General features: G+C 67.9%; 18 protein-coding genes. All 18 read left to right on the top strand.

Annotated elements, in window-relative coordinates; genetic code table 11:
• Positions 1-31 precede the first annotated feature (31 nt).
• The 18 genes from aceK (at position 32) to ACZ5MJ_RS17195 (ending at position 19,516) form a co-directional block, all read left to right on the top strand.
• Positions 32-1,852, top strand: a complete 1,821-nt coding sequence (gene aceK, locus ACZ5MJ_RS17280; protein WP_464220997.1) for a bifunctional isocitrate dehydrogenase kinase/phosphatase — start codon at positions 32-34, stop codon at positions 1,850-1,852.
• Positions 1,849-2,520 (top strand): carbonate dehydratase, encoded by a 672-nt coding sequence (can, locus tag ACZ5MJ_RS17275; RefSeq protein WP_464220995.1) that lies wholly within the window; start codon positions 1,849-1,851, stop codon positions 2,518-2,520. Before aceK ends, can begins: the two co-directional genes overlap by 4 nt.
• A 49-nt stretch (positions 2,521-2,569) precedes the next feature.
• On the top strand, positions 2,570-3,748 hold the full coding sequence (locus tag ACZ5MJ_RS17270) for an acetyl-CoA C-acetyltransferase (RefSeq protein ID WP_464220993.1): 1,179 nt from the start codon (positions 2,570-2,572) through the stop codon (positions 3,746-3,748).
• A gap of 115 nt (positions 3,749-3,863) precedes the next feature.
• Entirely contained in the window at positions 3,864-4,544 is a 681-nt protein-coding gene (locus ACZ5MJ_RS17265) for an SDR family oxidoreductase (RefSeq protein ID WP_464220992.1), read from the top strand.
• Between the two features lie 31 nt (positions 4,545-4,575).
• Complete coding sequence (locus ACZ5MJ_RS17260; protein WP_464220990.1) at positions 4,576-5,706, top strand: acyl-CoA dehydrogenase family protein; 1,131 nt, start codon at positions 4,576-4,578, stop codon at positions 5,704-5,706.
• Positions 5,707-5,839: 133 nt separating this feature from the next.
• Positions 5,840-6,505, top strand: a complete 666-nt coding sequence (locus ACZ5MJ_RS17255) for a DsbA family protein (protein WP_464220988.1) — start codon at positions 5,840-5,842, stop codon at positions 6,503-6,505.
• Positions 6,502-7,188: an HAD family hydrolase gene (locus ACZ5MJ_RS17250; RefSeq protein WP_464220986.1), complete on the top strand. Its 687-nt coding sequence runs from the start codon at positions 6,502-6,504 to the stop codon at positions 7,186-7,188. Before ACZ5MJ_RS17255 ends, ACZ5MJ_RS17250 begins: the two co-directional genes overlap by 4 nt.
• Entirely contained in the window at positions 7,185-7,622 is a 438-nt protein-coding gene (locus ACZ5MJ_RS17245; RefSeq protein WP_464220985.1) for a YchJ family protein, read from the top strand. The genes ACZ5MJ_RS17250 and ACZ5MJ_RS17245 overlap by 4 nt, the downstream gene beginning before the upstream one ends.
• Entirely contained in the window at positions 7,619-8,296 is a 678-nt protein-coding gene (locus ACZ5MJ_RS17240) for a glutathione S-transferase family protein (protein ID WP_464220983.1), read from the top strand. The genes ACZ5MJ_RS17245 and ACZ5MJ_RS17240 overlap by 4 nt, the downstream gene beginning before the upstream one ends.
• Positions 8,297-8,356: 60 nt before the next feature.
• A complete protein-coding gene (locus ACZ5MJ_RS17235) occupies positions 8,357-9,964 on the top strand; it encodes a carboxyl transferase domain-containing protein (protein ID WP_464220981.1) in 1,608 nt (535 codons plus the stop codon).
• A 32-nt stretch (positions 9,965-9,996) separates the two neighbouring features.
• Positions 9,997-10,893 (top strand): dienelactone hydrolase family protein, encoded by an 897-nt coding sequence (locus ACZ5MJ_RS17230; RefSeq protein WP_464220979.1) that lies wholly within the window; start codon positions 9,997-9,999, stop codon positions 10,891-10,893.
• Between the two features lie 47 nt (positions 10,894-10,940).
• Positions 10,941-11,729, top strand: a complete 789-nt coding sequence (locus tag ACZ5MJ_RS17225) for an enoyl-CoA hydratase/isomerase family protein (RefSeq protein ID WP_464220978.1) — start codon at positions 10,941-10,943, stop codon at positions 11,727-11,729.
• Between the two features lie 265 nt (positions 11,730-11,994).
• Entirely contained in the window at positions 11,995-13,407 is a 1,413-nt protein-coding gene (bioA, locus tag ACZ5MJ_RS17220; protein ID WP_464220976.1) for an adenosylmethionine--8-amino-7-oxononanoate transaminase, read from the top strand.
• Positions 13,397-14,611 carry an 8-amino-7-oxononanoate synthase gene (bioF, locus tag ACZ5MJ_RS17215; protein ID WP_464220974.1) on the top strand — a complete coding sequence of 405 codons (1,215 nt, stop codon included), beginning with the start codon at positions 13,397-13,399 and terminating at the stop codon, positions 14,609-14,611. The genes bioA and bioF overlap by 11 nt, the downstream gene beginning before the upstream one ends.
• A complete protein-coding gene (gene bioD, locus ACZ5MJ_RS17210) occupies positions 14,608-15,354 on the top strand; it encodes a dethiobiotin synthase (protein WP_464220972.1) in 747 nt (248 codons plus the stop codon). Before bioF ends, bioD begins: the two co-directional genes overlap by 4 nt.
• 18 nt (positions 15,355-15,372) lie before the next feature.
• Positions 15,373-16,395, top strand: a complete 1,023-nt coding sequence (bioB, locus tag ACZ5MJ_RS17205) for a biotin synthase BioB (RefSeq protein ID WP_464220970.1) — start codon at positions 15,373-15,375, stop codon at positions 16,393-16,395.
• A 72-nt stretch (positions 16,396-16,467) separates the two neighbouring features.
• Complete coding sequence (locus tag ACZ5MJ_RS17200) at positions 16,468-18,486, top strand: acetyl/propionyl/methylcrotonyl-CoA carboxylase subunit alpha (RefSeq protein WP_464220968.1); 2,019 nt, start codon at positions 16,468-16,470, stop codon at positions 18,484-18,486.
• A gap of 88 nt (positions 18,487-18,574) precedes the next feature.
• A complete protein-coding gene (locus tag ACZ5MJ_RS17195) occupies positions 18,575-19,516 on the top strand; it encodes a 2-hydroxyacid dehydrogenase (RefSeq protein WP_464220966.1) in 942 nt (313 codons plus the stop codon).
• Positions 19,517-19,523 lie beyond the last annotated feature (7 nt).

Below are 19,523 nucleotides of genomic sequence, written 5' to 3'. Positions count from 1 at the left end.
CCGCACTGTCGCCCCCGGCCCCCGTCGACCCATGTCCCACTTCCCCAAACTGCTCTCTTCGCAGATTGCCTTCGATGTGGCGAGAACGATGCTCGACGGGTTCGACAAGCACTACCGCCTGTTCCGCGAGGTCAGCCACCAGGCCAAGCTGAAGTTCGAGGCCGGCGACTGGCACGGGCTGCAGCAGATCCAGCGCGACCGCATCGCGTTCTACAACGAGCGCGTGCGTGAATCGAGCGTGATCCTGGAAGACGAGTACGACGCCGAGAATATCGAGGACGAGATCTGGCAGCAGATCAAGCTGCACTACATCGGCCTGCTGACCAACCACCACCAGCCCGAGCTGGCCGAGACCTTCTTCAACTCGGTCTGCACGCGCATCCTGCACCGCTCGTACTTCAACAACGATTTCATTTTCGTGCGCCCGGCGATCTCGACCGAATACATCGAGAACGAGGAGTCGCCCACGCGCCCGACCTTCCGCGCCTACTATCCGGGCAGCCGCGAGGGCATGGCCGCGTGCTTCGAGCGCATCGTGCACAACTTCCAGCTGGAGCGCCCGTTCGAGGACCTGCCGCGCGACATCGGCTATGTGGTGCGCGCGGTCAGCGAGCATTTCGGCGACCTGCGCATCGCGCCGAATTTCCAGATCCATACGCTGTCGTCGCTGTTCTTCCGCAACAAGGCGGCCTTCATCATCGGCCGCATCCTGAACGGCGACCACGCGTTTCCGCTGGCCATCCCGATCCTGCACGGTCCCGGCGGCAAGCTGACGCTGGACACGGTGCTGCTGAAGAAGGAACAGCTGCTGATCCTGTTCTCGTTCACGCACTCCTACTTCATGGTCGACATGGAGATCCCGTCGGCCTACGTGACCTTCCTGCGCGACATCATGCCGCGCAAGCCGCGCGCGGAGATCTATACCGCGCTGGGTTTGCAGAAGCAGGGAAAGAACCTGTTCTACCGCGATTTCCTGCACCACCTGCAGCATTCGTCGGACAAGTTCATTGTCGCGCCCGGCATCCGCGGGCTGGTGATGCTGGTGTTCACGCTGCCGTCGTACCCGTACGTGTTCAAGGTCATCCGCGATTTCTTCCCGGCGCCCAAGGAAACCACGCGCGAGCTGGTCAAGTCCAAATACCAGCTGGTCAAGCAGCACGACCGCGTCGGCCGCATGGCCGATACGCTGGAATACTCCGACGTGGCCTTCCCGCTGTCGCGCTTCGACGAGGACCTGGTGCGCGAGTTCGAGCAGCACGCGCCGTCGATGATCGAATACCAGCGCGGCAAGCACGGCGGCGAAGAGATCGTGGTGCGCCATGTCTATATCGAGCGCCGCATGACGCCGCTGAACATCTACCTGACGGAGGGCTCCGACGCGCAGGTCGAGCACGGCGTGATCGAATATGGCAACGCGATCAAGGAGCTGATCGCCGCCAACATCTTCCCGGGCGACATGCTGTACAAGAACTTCGGCGTCACGCGCCACGGGCGCGTGGTGTTCTACGACTACGACGAGATCGAGTACCTGACCGACTGCAATATCCGCCACGTGCCGCAACCGCGCAACGAGGAAGAGGAGATGTCGGGCGAGGTCTGGTACACGGTGCGTCCGCACGACATCTTTCCCGAAACCTACCGCACGTTCCTGCTGGGCAATCCGCGCGTACGCGCGGCGTTCCTGCGGCATCATGCGGATTTTTTCGACCCTGCCATGTGGCAGAGTCACAAGGACCGGCTGCTGGCCGGACACGTCCATGACTTCTTTGCCTATCACAGTTCAGAGCGATTCATTCACCGTTACGGCGTCGCTGCCGTTCCCGATCCTGGTCCTGCAAGGAGAGTCGCATGACTGACGCCATCGCACAGCTGTTCCGCAACAACCGCGAGTGGGTCGACCGCGTCAACGCGGAAGATCCGACCTTTTTCATGCGCCTGGCCAACCAGCAGGCGCCCGAGTACCTGTGGATCGGCTGCTCCGATTCGCGCGTGCCGGCCAACCAGATCCTGGGCCTGGCCCCGGGCGAGGTGTTCGTCCACCGCAATATCGCCAACGTGATCGCGCACAGCGACCTGAACGCGCTGTCGGTGATCCAGTTCGCGGTGGAGGTGCTCAAGGTGCGCCATATCACCGTGGTGGGCCACTATGGCTGCGGCGGCGTCAAGGTTGCGCTCAAGCGCGAGCGCATCGGCCTGGCCGACAACTGGCTGCGCCATGTGCGCGACGTGGCCGACAAGCATGAGGCCTATCTGGGCACGCTGCTGCGCGAGGACGACGCCCATACCCGGCTGTGCGAGCTCAACGTGATCGAGCAGGTCAATAACATCTGCCAGACCACGGTGCTCCAGGACGCCTGGGACCGCGGCCAGGCCGTGACCGTGCATGGCTGGGTCTACGGCGTGTCCGACGGCCTGCTGCGCGACCTGGGCATGGCCGCCAGCAACAACGACGAGCTGCACGAGCAGCTGGCCGCGGCCTACCGCCAGTACGGCGACCCGCCGCAGGCGTCGATCCGCTGACCGGCGCACCGAACACCGCTTCCTCATACACCGATCCAGGAGACCCGACATGGAAGAGATCGTCATCGTTTCAGCCGCCCGCACGCCGATGGCTGCGTTCCAGGGCGAATTCGCCAGCGTCACCGCGCCGCAGCTGGGCGCCGTGGCCATCCGCGCCGCCGTCGAGCGCGCCGGCCTGAAGCCCGAGCAGGTGGAAGAAGTGGTGTTCGGCTGCGTGCTGCCCGCCGGCCAGGGCCAGGCCCCGGCGCGCCAGGCCGCGCTGGGCGCCGGGCTGCCGCTGGGTGTGGGCTGCACCACTGTCAACAAGATGTGCGGCTCGGGCATGCGCGCGGCCATGACCGTCCATGACGGCCTGATCGCGGGCTCGTTCGATATCGCTATCGCCGGCGGCATGGAGAGCATGACCAATGCGCCGTACCTGATCCCGAAGGGCCGCGGCGGCTACCGCATCGGCCACGGCATGGTCTACGACCACATGATGCTGGACGGCCTGGAAGACGCGTATGACAAGGGCCGCGCCATGGGCACCTTTGGCGAGGACTGCGCCGCCAAGTACGGCTTCACCCGCGAGCAGCAGGACGCGTTTGCGATGGAAAGCGTGCGCCGCGCCCAGCAGGCCACCGAGAACGGCGACTTCCGCTGGGAAATCGCGCCGGTGACCGTGTCCGGCAAGGGTGGCGACACCGTGATCGACACGGACGAGGGCCCGCGCCGCATCAAGCTCGACAAGATCCCGTCGCTCAAGCCCGCCTTCGCCAAGGACGGCACCATTACCGCCGCCTCGTCGTCGTCGATCAACGACGGCGCCTCGGCGCTGGTGATGATGCGCGCCTCCACCGCGAAGCAGCTGGGACTGCAGCCGATCGCGCGCATGCTGGGCCACACCACCCACGCGCAGGCGCCGGGCTGGTTCACCACCGCGCCGGTCGAGGCCATCGCCAAGCTGTACCGCAAGCTGGACTGGACCACCGACAGCGTCGACCTGTTCGAGATCAACGAGGCCTTCGCCGTGGTGCCGATGGCGGCCATGCACGACCTCAAGATCCCGCGCGACAAGGTCAATATCCACGGCGGCGCCTGCGCGCTGGGCCACCCGATCGGCGCCTCGGGCGCGCGCATCATGACCACGCTGATCGGCGCGCTGCGCAAGACCGGCGGCAAGCGTGGCGTGGCCAGCCTGTGCATCGGCGGGGGCGAAGCCACGGCGGTGGGGATCGAGATCCTGTAAGGCCCTCTCTCCGGCTAGTTTTCTCCCCTCTCCCGCAAGCGGGAGAGGGAGCAAGACAGAGGCACTTTGCTTAACCCGCGGAGCACCACGTTCCGCCCGACAAAGGAGCACAGCCTTGCCAACCGTCCTGATCCTCGGTGCCTCGCGCGGCATCGGCCTTGAATTCGTGCGCCAGTACCGTGCCGACGGCTGGCGCGTCATCGCGGCGGCGCGCACGCCCGAAGGCGTGGGCGCGCTGCAGGCACTGGGCGCGGAAGCCCACCAGGCCGACCTGTCCGATGCCGGCGCGGTCGCGGGCCTGGGCTGGAAGCTCGATGGCGAAGCCCTCGACGTGGCGATCTACAACGCCGGCGTGCTCGGCCCCCGCACCGAAGGCGCGCAGCCGGTCACGCCGCAGGAGTTCGACCAGGTGATGCATGTCAACGTGCTGGGCCCGATGATGGCGCTGCCGCTGCTGCTGCCCTACGTCGAAGCCGGCCAGTCCGGCCACGGCGGCGTGCTGGCGGTGCTGTCCTCGCGCATGGGCAGCATCACTGCGATGGAGCACAACGCCAGCTGGCTGTACCGCGTCAGCAAGGCCGGCGCCAACGCGGCGCTGCGCGCGGTCTCGCTCGATGCGCGCCACGCCACCTGCGTCGCGCTGCACCCGGGCTGGGTCAGGACCGACATGGGCGGCCAGGAGGCCGACCTGACCGTGCAGCAGAGCGTCAAGGGCATGCGCCAGGTGCTGGCCAGCGTCAAGCGGCGCGACAACGGCACCTTCCACAACTACGACGGCACGCCCATCCCCTGGTAGGCGCGCCCGCACACCTCATCACCGAACCGACATGCTGCTGACTCCCGAACAGGAAATGATCCGCGACGCCGTGCGCCAGTTCGCGCAGGAAGTGATCGCGCCGCAGGCTGCGCAGTGGGACCGCGACAAGACCTTCCCCAAGGACGTGCACCGCGAACTGGCCGGGCTGGGCGCCTATGGCGTGGCGGTGCCGGAGGAATATGGCGGTGCCGGCCTCGACTACCTGTCGCTGGCGCTGATCCTGGAAGAGATCGCGGCCGGCGATGGCGGCACCTCCACCGTCATCAGCGTCAACAACTGCCCGGTGTGCAGCATGCTGATGTCGTTCGCCAGCGAGGCGCAGAAGCAGCAGTGGCTGGTGCCGCTGGCGCGCGGCGAGATGCTGGGCGCGTTCTGCCTGACCGAGCCGCATGTGGGCTCGGACGCGTCGGCGCTGCGCACCAGCGCGGTACGCGACGGCGACCACTATGTGCTGAACGGGGTCAAGCAGTTCATCACCAGCGGCCAGAACGCCGACGTGGCGATCGTGCTGGCGGTGACCGACAAGGCCGCCGGCAAGCGCGGCATCAGCGCCTTCATCGTGCCGACCTCGACCCCCGGCTACGTGGTGGCGCGGCTGGAGGACAAGCTCGGCCAGCATTCGTCGGACACCGCGCAGATCCTGTTCGAGGACTGCCGCGTGCCGGCGGCCAACCTGCTGGGCGACGAGGGCGGCGGCTACAAGATGGCGCTGTCGGGGCTGGAAGGCGGGCGCATCGGCATTGCCTCGCAGAGCATCGGCATGGCGCGCGCCGCGTTCGAGGCAGCGCTGGCGTACGCCAGGGAACGCGAGAGTTTCGGCCAGCCGCTGTTCCAGCACCAGGCGGTCCAGTTCCGCCTGGCCGAGATGGCTACCCGCATCGACGTGGCACGGCAGATGGTGTGGCACGCCGCCGCGCTGCGCGACGCCGGCCGGCCCTGCCTGAAGGAAGCGGCGATGGCCAAGCTCTTTGCCAGCGAGATGGCCGAGCGGGTGTGCTCGGACGCGATCCAGGTGTTCGGCGGCTACGGCTACGTCAGCGACTTCCCGGTGGAGCGCATCTACCGCGACGTGCGCGTATGCCAGATCTACGAGGGTACCAGCGATATCCAGAAGATCCTGATCGCGCGCGCGCTGGCGTGATGGTGGTTTCAATGGCGGCGCCAATGGCGATGCAATAGGCGTAGGATGGCAGGACGTGCCGCAGGCGCCGCAGGCGTCGGCGGCGCACCCTCCGCGACCTGTACCGGCAATACAAGAAAAAGGGGCCCTCGACATGACCGCAGCAATCGACTTCTACTTCGACTTTTCTTCACCCTACGGCTATTTCGCCAGCACCCGCATCGACGAGCTGGCGCAGAAATACGGGCGCATCGTCGCCTGGCATCCGGTCCTGCTAGGCGTGGTGTTCAAGACCACCGGTGCCTCGCCGCTGCCTCAGATCCCGATCAAGGGCGAGTATTGCTGGCGCGACTTCGAGCGCACCGCAAGCTTCCACGGCATAGAGTACAAGCGCCCGAAACATTTCCCGCTGCCGACCACGCATGCCGCCCGCGCCATGCTGTGGCTGCAGAACCATCACGGCGATGACATTGCAGCGGCCTTTGCCAAGTCGGTGTACCGCGCGCTGTTCGTCGACGACATCAATATCGCCGAGCCGGCCGAGATCATGAAGCTGGCCGAGCCGCTGGGCATCGACGTGCAGGCCATGGATGCCGGCGCCACCAGCTACCAGATCAAGGACCAGCTCAAGGCCGAGATCGACGTGGCCATGGCCAAGGGCGTGTTCGGCTCGCCCTTCGTCATCGTCGACGGCGAGCCGTTCTGGGGCTTCGATCGCTTCGAACAGCTCGAGACCCACCTGAAGAGCCGCCGCCAGACCGAGCTCCGGGCGGTACCCAATGTCCCCGACCTGGAAAACAAGGAAAAGAAACCCGCATGACCGCAGTAACCCAAGGCCACTCCGGCCGATTCGATTGTGTGATCTTCGACTGCGACGGCGTGCTCGTCGACAGCGAGCCCATCGTCAACCGCGTGCTCAACCAGATGCTGAACGAGCTCGGCATCGAGATTTCGCTGGAAGACTCCACGCGCCTGTTCCTGGGACGCGCCGTGCGCGAGGAGCTGGACATGATCGCGCGCATGCGCGGCGCACCGCTGCCCGAGAACTGGCTGTCGACCTGGCTGGCACGCCGCAACGCGGTGCTGGAAGAGGAGGTCGCGGCGGTGGCGCACGTGCGCGAGGCGATCCGCGCGGTCGCCGCGACCGGCATGCCGGTATGCGTGGCTTCGGGCGCGGACCGTATCAAGGTCAAGCTGCAGCTGACCAAGACCGGGCTGGTGGAACTGTTCCAGCAGGATGAGCGCGAGCATATCTTCTCGGCCACCGAAGTGGCGCGCAGCAAGCCGGCACCCGATGTGTACCTGCTGGCCGCGCGCACCATGGGCGTCGAGCCCGCGCGCTGCGCCGTGGTGGAGGACAGCCCGACCGGCGTGACCGCGGGCGTGGCCGCCGGCATGACCGTGTTCGGCTACGCCGAGCGTAACGATGCCGCGCTGCTGCGCGAGGCCGGTGCGCACACCATCTTCACCGATATGCGCGACCTGCCGGAGCTGGTGAGATGACGGCGAAGGCGGCACGCCGCCTGCCCAAGGCCGGTCCCGTGCCGTGCCCGTGCGGCAATGCGGACTATGCCGCCTGCTGCGGCCGCTTTCACCGCGGCGAGGCGCTGCCGCCCAATGCCGAGGCGCTGATGCGCTCGCGCTATAGCGCTTATGTGCTGAACGACATGGAATGGCTGCGGCAGACCTGGCATGCGTCCACCTGCCCGGCCGACCTGGTGCCCGACACCGCCACGCGCTGGCTGGGGCTGGCGGTCAAGGCGCATGCGCAGCAGGACGATACGCATGCCGAAGTGGAATTCGTGGCGCGCTACAAGGTGGGCGGGCGCGCCTGGCGGCTGCATGAGCGCAGCCGCTTCGTCTGCGAAGCGCGCGCGCCCGGCGAGGCGCCGCGCTGGCTTTATGTGGATGGTGACATGATCGGGGAGGCACCATGAGCGTCGAGAAGCGGAAAGAGCCGGAGTACCTGCTGTATTGCTTTGCCCAGTCCGGCAATGCCTACAAGGTGGCGCTGCTGCTGGAAACCGTTGGCGTGCAGCGCGGCCAGCAGCTGTGGCAGCCGCGCTTTGTCGATTTCTTCAATGGCGAGACCCGCACGCCCGAGTACCGCGCCATCAATGTGATGGGCGAGGTGCCGGTGCTGGAATTCGCCGGCCAGCGCCTGTCGCAGTCCGGCGCCATCCTGGAAACGCTGGCCACGCGCCTCGATGCCTACGGCGCGCGTGACGAGGCCGAGCGTGCCGAGGTGCTGCGCTGGCTGCTGTTCGACAACCACAAGTTCACCTCGTATACGGCCACCTACCGCTTCATGCGCAACTTTGCCAAGGCCCCGGATCCGGCCGTGCTGGAGTTCTTCCGCGCGCGCTGCGAAGGCGCGTGGAACGTGCTCAATACGCACCTGGCAGGGCGCGGCTTCCTGCTGGGCGAGCGCACCACCATCGCGGACTTCTCGCTGGCGGGCTACGTCTTCTTCGATGACGAGATTGGTGTGCACTGGCGCAAGGAGTATCCGCATATCCACGCCTGGACCGAGCGTATCCGCGCATTGCCGGGATGGAAGCATCCCTATGACCTGATGCCCGGGCATCCATTGCCGAAGGCAGCAGGCTGAGTCCTGCCGCAGGCGGGACGGCACAAAGCGGCACCAACCAAAGCTAGCAGGAATACCGAGATGCCTACGCTGGAAACCAAACTCAACGCCCGCTCGGAATCCTTCAAGGCCAACGCCCAGGCGATGCAGGCCCTGGTGGCCGACCTCAAGGCCAGGATCGCGAAGCTGGCCGAAGGCGGTGGCGAGGACGCGCGCAACAAGCACCTGTCGCGCGGCAAGCTGCTGCCGCGCGAGCGCGTGCAGCAACTGCTCGATCCGGGCACGCCGTTCCTGGAACTGTCGCAGCTGGCCGCGTACGACATGTACGACAATGCCGCACCCGGCGCCGGCATCATCACCGGCATCGGCCGCGTGGCCGGCCAGGAATGCGTGATCGTCTGCAACGACGCCACCGTCAAGGGCGGCACCTACTACCCGATGACGGTCAAGAAGCATGTGCGGGCACAGGAGATCGCCGAGCAGAACAACCTGCCATGCATCTACCTGGTGGATTCCGGCGGCGCCAACCTGCCGAACCAGGACGATGTATTCCCCGACCGCGACCACTTCGGCCGCATCTTCTACAACCAGGCCAACCTGTCCAGGCAGGGCATCCCGCAGATCGCGGTGGTAATGGGCTCCTGCACCGCCGGCGGCGCCTATGTGCCGGCGATGAGCGACGAGTCCATCATCGTCAAGAACCAGGGCACCATCTTCCTGGGCGGCCCGCCGCTGGTGAAGGCCGCCACCGGCGAGGAAGTCAGCGCGGAAGACCTGGGTGGCGCCGACGTGCACACCCGCCTGTCCGGCGTGGCCGACTACTTCGCGCAGAACGACCATCATGCGCTGAGCCTGGCGCGCAATATCGTGCAGCACCTGAACCGGCGCAAGCCCGACCAGATCCGCCTGCACGAGCCGGTAGAGCCGCTGTACCCGGTGCAGGAGCTGTACGGTGTGATCCCCACCGACACGCGCAAGCCCTACGACGTGCGCGAGGTGATCGCGCGCATCGTCGACGGCTCCGAGTTCGACGAGTTCAAGGCGCGCTACGGCACCACGCTGGTATGCGGCTTCGCGCGCATCTGGGGCTACCCGGTCGGCATCATTGCCAACAACGGCATCCTGTTCTCGGAGTCCGCACTCAAGGGCGCGCACTTTATCGAGCTGTGCTGCCAGCGCAAGATCCCGCTGGTGTTCCTGCAGAACATCACCGGCTTCATGGTGGGCCGCAAGTACGAGAACGAAGGCATTGCCCGCAACGGCGCCAAGATGGTGACGGCGGTGGCCACGGCGCAGGTGCCCAAGTTCACGGTGATCATCGGCGGCTCGTTCGGCGCGGGCAACTACGGCATGTGCGGGCGTGCGTACTCGCCGCGCTTCCTGTGGATGTGGCCGAATGCCCGCATCTCGGTGATGGGCGGCGAGCAGGCGGCGAGCGTGCTGGCCACGGTGCGCCGGGATGGTATCGAAGCAAAGGGCGGCAAGTGGAGCGCCGAGGAAGAAGACGCCTTCAAGCAGCCGATCCGCGACCAGTACGAGCACCAGGGGCATCCGTACTACGCCAGCGCGCGGCTGTGGGATGACGGCGTGATCGACCCGGCGCAGACGCGCACGGTGCTGGGGCTGGGTCTGTCGGCCAGCCTCAATGCGCCGATCGACGACATGAAGTTCGGCGTGTTCCGCATGTAGTCCCCGGCCACGCCATTACCGCCTTCCACCCCATGCGCCGCGTCGCCCGCCTGCTTTGCAGCCTCGCCCTGGTCACGGCGTTCGCCATGCTGGCGCCGCTGTGCGGGCATGCGCAGACGGCGAACGGCAATGGCCACGCGGTGCCGCGCATGCGCTTCCAGGAGCAGGTGGTGATGCTGCCCAAGGCGGCGATCCCGTCGCGCATCGACCTGGAGGCCACCGTGTTCAAGCCGGCCGGCGAAGGGCCGTTTCCGCTGGTGGTGATCAACCATGGCAAGGCCCCGGGGCGGCCCGGCATGCAGGGGCGCGCGCGCTTTCCGGCGCAGAGCGTGGAATTCCTGCGCCGCGGCTACGTGGTGGTGCTGCCGATGCGGCAGGGCTTTGCGCGCTCGGGCGGCGCCTACGTGGGCGGCAGTTGCGATATCGAGACCAACGGCATGATGCAGGCCGACGATGTCGTCGCCACGCTCGACTTCATGGCCACGCAGCCCTATGTGGACATGGAGCGCATTGTCGTGATCGGCCAGTCGCATGGCGGGCTGACCGCGATGGCCTTCAGCACCATCGGCTATCCGGGAGTACGGGGCGTGGTCAACTTTGCCGGCGGGCTGCGCAACCTGAACTGCCCGGACTGGGAAGAGCGCCTGGTCGATGCCTTCGGCAACTACGGCAGCCTGGCGCGCTACCCGTCGCTGTGGGTCTACGGCGACAACGACAGCTACTGGCCGGTGCCATTGCCGAGCCGTATGTTCAACGCCTTCAAGGCGCGCGCCACCGGCCCCGCCGCCAAAGCCCGGCTGATCGACGTGGGCGAGTTCGGCGCGGACTCGCACCGCCTGTTCAGCGCGCGCGAAGGCATCCAGGTGTGGCTGCCGGAGGTCGGCAACTTCTTCCGCGCGCTGGGGCTGCCGTTCGACACTGGCACCTGAGCGGCACCTGAACCGCACCACACAACCATCCGCCAACGGAGCGAACCATGGAATTCACTGCCCTGACCGTCAATATCGCCAACCACATCGCCACCGTCACGCTGAACCGGCCCGACGTGCGCAACGCCTTCAACGAGACCGTGATCGCCGAACTGACCGGCGCCTTCCGCGCGCTGGGCGACATGGACGAGGTGCGTGCCATCGTGCTGGCCGGCAACGGCCCGGCCTTCTGCGCCGGCGCCGACCTGAACTGGATGAAGAAGATGGCCGGCTACTCCGACGACCAGAACCGCGCCGATGCGCTGACGCTGGCGCAGATGCTGCACACCATCTGGTCGTGCCCGCGCCCGGTGATCGCGCGCATCCAGGGCGACACCTACGCCGGCGGCATGGGCCTGGTGGCAGCCTGCGATATCGCGGTGGCGGCCGAGCACGCGCACTTCTGCCTGTCGGAAGCGCGCCTGGGCCTGCTGCCCGCCACCATCAGCCCGTATGTGATCCGCGCGATGGGTGAGCAGGCCGCGCGCCGCTACTTCATTACCGCCGAACGCTTCGACGCGGCCGAGGCGCTGCGGCTGGGCTTTGTGCACACGGTGGTGCCGGCCGAAGCCCTGGACGCCAAGGTCACCGAACTGGCGACCGCGCTGGTGGCCAACAGCCCGAATGCCGTGCGAGAGAGCAAGCGGCTGGTGCAGGACATCTCCGGGCGCGTGATCGACAACGACCTGCTGGCCGATACCGCGGACCGGATTGCGAAGATCCGGGCGTCGGAAGAGGGGCGTGAAGGGGTGAAGTCGTTCCTGGAGAAGCGCTCGCCGTCGTGGCGGCCCGCCTGAGTCACACCTGCGGCCTGCCGCAGTGAAAAAAGACCACCGGCAGGTTGCGTGGAGATAGCGGCACGCTAGCGACAAGGATGGCTCTTTATGCCGATAACGTTCGGCAAGTCCGGTTAATGCGCAGCTAACGCTAAATGTTCGGCTTCATTGCCAAGCCCGGGAAGACATTCCTAACATGACCCTCCCAAACCTGTCCGCCACTGTCGCACTGCCCGGCCCCGCCGGCAGCGGCGCCCGCGCGGACGGTCAACAAAGGAGGGCTATCTTGGATCACCTGTCCCTTTCCCCAGGCAGCGGCGCGCCGGCACTTGGCCAGCGCAGCCGCAACGCCGTCTGGCACCCCTGCACGCGCCTGCGTCCCGACGACGATGCGGTGCCGCTGGCGATTGTGCGAGGCGTTGGCCCGTGGCTGCACGATGCCGACGGCCGCCGCTATTTCGACGCCACCAGCTCGTGGTGGGTCAACCTGTTCGGCCATGCCAATCCGCGCATCAACGCCGCGCTGGCAAAGCAGCTGGAGACGCTTGAACACGTGATGCTCGCCGGCTGCACCCACGCCCCGGCGGTGGAGCTGGCCGAGCGCCTGTCGGCGCTGACCAGCGGCGCGCTCGGCAATGTCTTCTACGCCTCGGACGGCGCCTCGGCGGTCGAGATCGCGCTGAAGATGAGCTTCCATTACTGGCGCAATACCGGCCTGCCGGCCAAGCGCGAGTTTGTCTGCCTGCGCCACGGCTATCACGGCGAAACCGTGGGTGCGCTGGCGGTGACCGATGTGGAGGTCTTCCGCGATGCCTACGATCCGCTGATCCGCCGCGCGCATGTGGTGATGTCGCCGGACGCACGGCAGGCCGCACCCGGCGAGAGCGCCGCGGACGTGGCCGCCCGCGCGCTGGCCGAGCTGGAAACGCTGCTGCGCGAGCGCGCCGGCCAGATCGCCGCGCTGATCGTCGAGCCGCTGGTGCAGGGCGCGGCCGGCATGGCGATGCATGACCCGTCGTATCTCGACGGCGCGCGCGCATTGTGCGACCGCTACCGCGTCCACCTGATCGCCGACGAGATCGCGGTCGGCTGCGGGCGCACCGGCACCTTCTTTGCGTGGGAGCAGTCCCGCGCCGGCGAAGCACCGCTGCCCGCGCACCTGTGGCCCGACTTCCTGTGCCTGTCCAAGGGCATCAGCGGCGGCTACCTGCCGCTGTCGCTGGTGCTGTCGCGCCCCGGGATCCAGCGCGCCTTTGTCGCCGACGAGCTGGCGCGCAGCTTCCTGCATTCGCATTCGTACACCGGCAACCCGCTGGCCTGCCGCGCCGCGCTGGCCACGCTGGACCTGTTCGCGCAGGACGACGTGCTCGCGCGCAACCGCGAGCGCGCGCACTGGCTGGCCGACGGCATGGCCGCGCTGGCCGCCGACGCGCGCCTGCTGCACGTGCGCCAGCGCGGGCTGATCTGGGCCGCCGATGTGCGCGATGACGTGGCCGGCGCCGACTTCGCCTCGCGCTTCCACCACGCCGCGCGCGCCCGCGAATTGCTGGTGCGCCCGATCGGCAATACGCTGTATGTGATGCCGCCCTATATCTTCGATGCCGCGCAGGCGCGCTGGCTGGGCGAGCAACTGCTGGCGACGCTCGACGATGTGACCACCGATGTGAACACGAGCGGGGAGGTGCGCCATGCTGCTTGAACAACTGAAACAGGCCGCCGCACAGCGCCACGCGCTGGCCCTGACGCGCCGCCGCCGCATCGCGCACACGGCATGCGCGCCGCACCAGGCCGTGGGCGAGGACGGCGCCGGTCCGGAATCGCTGCTGACCTTCTGCAGCAACGACTACATGGGGCTGGCCAACCACCCGGACGTGATCGCCGCGCTGGTGGAAGGCGCGCAGCGCTATGGCGCGGGCAGCGGTGCCTCGCACCTTGTCAGCGGCCATTCGCTCGCGCACGCGCAACTGGAGACCGAGCTGGCGCGCTGGCTCGCGCCGCATATCCCGCACGCGCGCACGCTGTATTTCTGCACCGGCTACATGACCAACATGGCGGTGCTGACCGCGCTGGGCACGGCGGGTGCCACGCTGTTCTGCGAATCGCTCAACCATGCCTCGCTGATCGATGGCGCCCGCCTGGCGCGCGCCGACGTGCAGCGTTACCCGCATTGCGACACCGCCGCGCTGGAAGCGCTGCTGGCGGCCAGCACCAGCGAACGCAAGCTGATCGTGACCGACAGCGTGTTCAGCATGGACGGCGATGTCGCGCCGCTGCGCAAGCTGCTGGAACTGGCCGAGCGCCATGACGCGTGGATCATCGTCGACGATGCGCACGGCTTCGGCGTGCTGGGCGAGCAGGGCCACGGCGTGCTGGAGGCGCTGGGCCTGTCGTCCGAGCGCTTCATCTACATCGGCACGCTCGGCAAGGCCGCGGGCGTGGCGGGCGCCTTCGTCGCCGCGCACGAGACCATCATCGAACACCTGGTCAACACCGCGCGGCCCTATATCTACACCACGGCCGCGCCGCCGGCGGTCGCGCATGCGCTGCTGGCCAGCCTGGCGATCATCGAAGGCGAAGAGGGCCGGCAGCGCCGCGCGCAACTGACGCGCTGCATCGCCATGCTGCGCGAGGGGCTGGCCCGGCTCGCCGCGATGGCGGGCTGGACGCTGGGCGACAGCGAGACCGCGATCCAGCCGCTGATCGTCGGCGACAACGGCGCGTCGCTGTCGCTGTCGGCCACGCTGGAGGCCGATGGCATCCGCGTCGGCGCGATCCGGCCGCCGACCGTGCCCGAGGGCACCGCGCGGCTGCGCATCACGCTGTCGGCGTCGCACACCGAAGCCGACGTGCAGCGCCTGCTGGATGCCCTGAACGCCGCGGTGGCGCAGCGGGAGGCCGCATGAGCACGCGCGCGCCCTTCCCGCCTTTCGCCTGCTTCGTCACCGGCACCGATACCGGCATCGGCAAGACCCACGCCAGCGCCACGCTGCTGCACGCGCTCCATGCCGCCGGCTACCGCACCGCGGGCATGAAGCCCGTGGCCAGCGGCAGTGAGTGGCGCGACGGCCACTGGCACAACGACGACGTGGCGCAGCTGCGCGCCGCCAGCTCGGTGGCGGTGCCGCTGGGGCAGACCTGCCCGTTCCTGCTGCGCACGCCGTGCTCGCCGCACCTGGCCGCCGCGCACGAGGGCGTGCGCATCACGCGCGCGCCGATCCGCATGGCCTTCGACGCGCTGCGCCGCCAGGCCGATGCCGTGGTGGTCGAGGGCGTGGGCGGCTTCAACGTGCCGCTGGACGCCGGCGCCGTGCGCTGGAACACCGCCGACCTGGCGGTGATGCTGGCGGTACCGGTGGTGATGGTGGTCGGCATCCGGCTCGGCTGCCTGAACCACGCCGTGCTGACCGCCGAAGCCATCCGCGCGCGCGGCCTGCCGCTGGCCGGCTGGATCGCCAACCGGGTCGACCCGGACATGCTGCTGGCCGACGAGAACATCGCCACGCTGCACGCGTCGCTGGACGCGCCTTGCCTGGGGGAACTGCCCTGGCAACTGGCGCCCGCCGCCGCCGCGGACCGGCTCGACCTGGCGCCGCTGTTCGCCGCCACCACCCAATACCAGGCCGAGGCCGCCGGCCTTGCTGCCTGAACCAGAATCCGACTGATCATGACCCAAGCTCACACCGTTACCACCATCTCCGCCGAAGCGCTGCGCCAGACCGCGCGCCAGCATGCCCTGCCCGAGGACGCCGCCTGGCGCGTCGACGACGTCGCCGCGCTGTTCGCGCTGCCGTTCAACGACCTGCTGTTCCGCGCCCAGCAGGTCCACCGCGAGAACTTCGACGCCAACACCGTGCAGCTGTCCACGCTGCTGTCGATCAAGACCGGCGGCTGCGAAGAGGATTGCGGCTACTGCCCGCAGAGCGCGCACCATGATGCCGGCGTGAAAGCCGAGAAGCTGATGGCGCTGGACGAAGTGCTGGACGCCGCGCGCGCGGCCAAGGCCAACGGCGCCACGCGCTTCTGCATGGGCGCCGCCTGGCGCAGCCCCAAGGACCGCCACCTGGAGCCGGTGATGGACATGGTGCGCGAAGTGAAGGCCATGGGCCTGGAGACCTGCGTCACGCTGGGCATGCTCAAGGCCGAGCAGGCGCAGCAGTTGAAGGATGCCGGGCTGGACTACTACAACCACAACCTGGATACCTCGCCCGAGTTCTACGGCAAGATCATCACCACGCGCACCTACCAGGACCGTCTGGACACCATTGGCCATGTGCGCGACGCCGGCATCAATGTCTGCTGCGGCGGCATCGTGGGCATGGGCGAATCGCGCGAAGCGCGCGCCGGCCTGATCGCGCAGCTGGCCAACATGGACCCGTATCCGGAGTCGGTGCCGATCAACAACCTGGTGCAGGTCGAGGGCACGCCGCTGGCGGGCACCGAGGCGCTGGATCCGTTCGAGTTCGTCCGCACCATCGCCGTGGCACGCATCACCATGCCGCGCGCCATGGTGCGCCTGTCCGCCGGCCGCGAGGCCATGGACGAAGCGTTGCAGGCACTGTGCTTCATGGCCGGCGCCAATTCCATTTTCTACGGCGAGAAGCTGCTGACCACCGGCAACCCGCAGGCCGACCGCGATCGCGCCCTGCTGGCCCGTCTCGACATCCGCGCAGAGGGTTACGCGGGATAACGATGCGGAAATGACCCGTTGGACAGCTCGCCGCCGTAAGATCCCGATAACAGGGATAACAAGGAGGGAGCGATGTTCAGCAAGATCCTGATCGCCAACCGCGGCGAGATCGCCTGCCGCGTGGCCGCCACCTGCCGCCGGCTCGGCATCCGCACCGTCGCGGTGTACTCGGATGCCGACGCCGATGCGCGCCACGTCGCCTTCTGCGACGAGGCCGTGCATATCGGCGGCGCGGCCGCGCGCGACAGCTACCTGCGCGCCGACCATATCATCGAGATGGCGAAGGAAGCCGGCGCCCAGGCCATCCACCCGGGCTACGGCTTCCTGTCCGAGAACGAAGCGTTTGCCGAGGCCTGCGCCGCGGCGGGGCTGGTCTTCATCGGCCCGCCGGCGTCGGCCATCCACGCGATGGGCAGCAAGAGCGCGGCCAAGCAGTTGATGGAAAAGGCCGCGGTGCCGCTGGTGCCGGGCTACCACGGCGAGGACCAGGATCCGGCGCTGCTGCGCCGCGAGGCCGACCGCATCGGCTACCCGGTGCTGCTCAAGGCAAGCGCCGGTGGCGGCGGCAAGGGCATGCGCGTGGTCGAGTCGGGCGACGGCTTCGAGGCCGCGCTGGCCTCGGTCAAGCGCGAGGCGTCGGCCAGCTTCGGCGACGACAAGGTGCTGGTGGAGAAATACCTGACGCGCCCACGCCATATCGAGATCCAGGTATTTGCCGATACCCACGGCAACTGCGTCTACCTGTTCGAGCGCGACTGCTCGGTGCAGCGTCGCCACCAGAAGGTGCTGGAAGAGGCGCCGGCGCCAGGCATGACCGGGGAGCGCCGCCGCGCGATGGGCGAAGCGGCTGTCGCCGCGGCCAAGGCCGTGGGCTATGTCGGCGCCGGCACGGTGGAGTTCATCGCCAACCAGGACGGCTCGTTCTACTTCATGGAGATGAACACGCGCCTCCAGGTGGAGCATCCGGTCACCGAGATGATCACCGGGCAGGACCTGGTCGAATGGCAGCTGCGCGTCGCCGCCGGCGATGCGCTGCCGCTGACGCAGGAGCAGTTGCGCATCGACGGCCATGCGCTGGAAGCGCGTATCTACGCCGAGAATCCCGACAAGCAGTTCCTGCCGTCCACCGGCACGCTGCGCTTCCTGCGCACGCCGCCGGCGGTGCAGTTCATGCGTGGCGAGGATGCGCACGGCCCGGCGGGTATCCGCATTGACGCTGGCGTGCGCGAGGGCGACACCATCAGCCCGTTCTACGACCCGATGATCGCCAAGCTGATCGTGTGGGGCAAGGACCGCGACGAGGCGCTGGCGCGCATGCGCCAGGCGCTGGCGGCCTACCACGTGGTGGGGCTGTCGACCAACGTGGCCTTCCTGCAGCGGCTGGTGTCGTCACAGGCCTTCCGCACGGCGGATCTCGATACCGGCCTGATCGAGCGCAACGAGAAGATCCTGTTCCCGCCGCCGGCGCCGGTCGGCATGGAGATCATCGCGCTGGCGGTGGCGGCGCTGCTGGACCGCGAGACGCGCGAGCGCCGCATCGATGCCGCCGACCAGCATTCGCCGTGGACCCATGGCGGGGCGTGGCGGCTGAACGGCGGCGTGTCGCGTACGCTGCGGTTCGGCTATGGCGATCACGTGCTCGACGTGACGCTGAACACCAACGATCGTGGCAGCACGCTGATCTATGCGGACCAGGCCACGCCTTTCGCGTTTACCTGCCAGGCCGACGATATCCGTATCAACCTCGGTACCCGGCGCGCGCATGGACAGGTGCATGCGGATGGCGAGAATTTTCACGTTTTCTATGCCGGGCGGCATGTGAGCCTGGCGTGGCTCGATCCGCTGGCGCATGCCGGCGAGTCCGAAAGCGAAGGCGGCAAGCTCACTGCACCGATGCCTGGGAAGGTGATTGCGGTGATGGTCGAGGCCGGCAGCGCGGTCACGCGCGGGACGCCGCTGCTGGTGATGGAGGCGATGAAGATGGAGCACACCATCAGTGCGCCAGTGGATGGGGTGGTGAGTGAGGTGCTTTTTGGGGTAGGGGAGCAGGTGGCGGAGGGGGCGCAGCTTCTGGCGTTCAAGGGGGAATAAGGACGGGTTTTGGCGTGTCGCCATGCGGTCGGTTTGCGGCTCTGCCAAAATACCCCTTTCACCCCACCAGAATTCCCCTGGAGACAAAATGAAGTTGCAGCTGTACGTCCCCGATGGCCGCTACGATCCCTGGATCGCAGGCTTCGCCGAGGCACTGCCCGAAGCCCGGTGCGTGACCTGGGAGGACAGCCGTGGCGAACCGGCCGATTACGCCGTGGTCTGGCGCCCGCCCGTGGAGATGCTGCGTGGCCGGTCCGACCTGAAGGCGGTCTTCAACCTGGGCGCCGGGGTCGACGGCATCCTGCGCCTGCGCGATGAGGCCCCGGATGCCTTGCCCGCGGGCGTGCCGATCGTGCGGCTGGACGATGCCGGCATGGCCGCGCAGATGGCGGAGTACGTCACCCACGCGGTGCTGCGCTATTTCCGCAAGCTCGATGCCTACGACGGTCAGCAGCGCGCGGGCAACTGGAAGTTCCTCAAGCCGCATCGCCGCGCGGACTTCACCATTGGCGTGATGGGGGTGGGTACGCTTGGCACGCATATCGCCCGCACGCTGGCGGGGTTCGGCTTCCCGGTGCGTGGCTGGAGCCGCACCGCGCGGGTGATCGAGGGCGTGAGCGGCTTTTATGGCGATGCCGGGCAGGCGCCGTTCCTCGACGGCCTGCGCGTGCTGGTCAATGTGCTGCCGCTGACGCCGCAGACCGAAAACATCCTCAATGCCGGGCTGTTCGCGCGGCTGGCACAGGGCGCGTATGTGATCAACGTCGCGCGCGGGCAGCACCTGGTCGAGGACGACCTGCTTGCCGCGGTGCAGTCGGGACAGGTCGGCGGCGCCACGCTCGACGTATTCCGCACCGAGCCGTTGCCCGCCGAACACCCGTTCTGGCAGGAGCCGCGCATCACCATCACGCCGCATATCTCGGCGCTCACGCTGCGCGAGGACAGCATCACGCAGATCGCCGGCAAGATCCGTGCGTTGCGCGCGGGCCAGCCGATCGCGGGCGTGGTCGATGTGCAGCGGGGCTACTGAGCGCCCC

Source organism: Cupriavidus sp. LA-1, assembly GCF_055385985.1.
This window is presented reverse-complemented; position numbering and strand designations above follow the sequence as displayed.

What these genes read in the sequence shown, in the direction of transcription:
- ACZ5MJ_RS17240 (WP_464220983.1), top strand. Translation starts at nt 7,619, where the DNA reads ATGAGCGTCGAGAAGCGGAAAGAGCCGGAGTACCTGCTGTATTGCTTT.
- ACZ5MJ_RS17260 (WP_464220990.1), top strand. Translation starts at nt 4,576, where the DNA reads ATGCTGCTGACTCCCGAACAGGAAATGATCCGCGACGCCGTGCGCCAG.
- aceK (WP_464220997.1), top strand. Translation starts at nt 32, where the DNA reads ATGTCCCACTTCCCCAAACTGCTCTCTTCGCAGATTGCCTTCGATGTG.
- ACZ5MJ_RS17195 (WP_464220966.1), top strand. Translation starts at nt 18,575, where the DNA reads ATGAAGTTGCAGCTGTACGTCCCCGATGGCCGCTACGATCCCTGGATC.
- bioF (WP_464220974.1), top strand. Translation starts at nt 13,397, where the DNA reads ATGCTGCTTGAACAACTGAAACAGGCCGCCGCACAGCGCCACGCGCTG.
- ACZ5MJ_RS17255 (WP_464220988.1), top strand. Translation starts at nt 5,840, where the DNA reads ATGACCGCAGCAATCGACTTCTACTTCGACTTTTCTTCACCCTACGGC.
- can (WP_464220995.1), top strand. Translation starts at nt 1,849, where the DNA reads ATGACTGACGCCATCGCACAGCTGTTCCGCAACAACCGCGAGTGGGTC.
- ACZ5MJ_RS17225 (WP_464220978.1), top strand. Translation starts at nt 10,941, where the DNA reads ATGGAATTCACTGCCCTGACCGTCAATATCGCCAACCACATCGCCACC.
- bioB (WP_464220970.1), top strand. Translation starts at nt 15,373, where the DNA reads ATGACCCAAGCTCACACCGTTACCACCATCTCCGCCGAAGCGCTGCGC.
- ACZ5MJ_RS17235 (WP_464220981.1), top strand. Translation starts at nt 8,357, where the DNA reads ATGCCTACGCTGGAAACCAAACTCAACGCCCGCTCGGAATCCTTCAAG.
- bioD (WP_464220972.1), top strand. Translation starts at nt 14,608, where the DNA reads ATGAGCACGCGCGCGCCCTTCCCGCCTTTCGCCTGCTTCGTCACCGGC.
- ACZ5MJ_RS17230 (WP_464220979.1), top strand. Translation starts at nt 9,997, where the DNA reads ATGCGCCGCGTCGCCCGCCTGCTTTGCAGCCTCGCCCTGGTCACGGCG.
- ACZ5MJ_RS17250 (WP_464220986.1), top strand. Translation starts at nt 6,502, where the DNA reads ATGACCGCAGTAACCCAAGGCCACTCCGGCCGATTCGATTGTGTGATC.
- ACZ5MJ_RS17245 (WP_464220985.1), top strand. Translation starts at nt 7,185, where the DNA reads ATGACGGCGAAGGCGGCACGCCGCCTGCCCAAGGCCGGTCCCGTGCCG.
- ACZ5MJ_RS17270 (WP_464220993.1), top strand. Translation starts at nt 2,570, where the DNA reads ATGGAAGAGATCGTCATCGTTTCAGCCGCCCGCACGCCGATGGCTGCG.
- ACZ5MJ_RS17200 (WP_464220968.1), top strand. Translation starts at nt 16,468, where the DNA reads ATGTTCAGCAAGATCCTGATCGCCAACCGCGGCGAGATCGCCTGCCGC.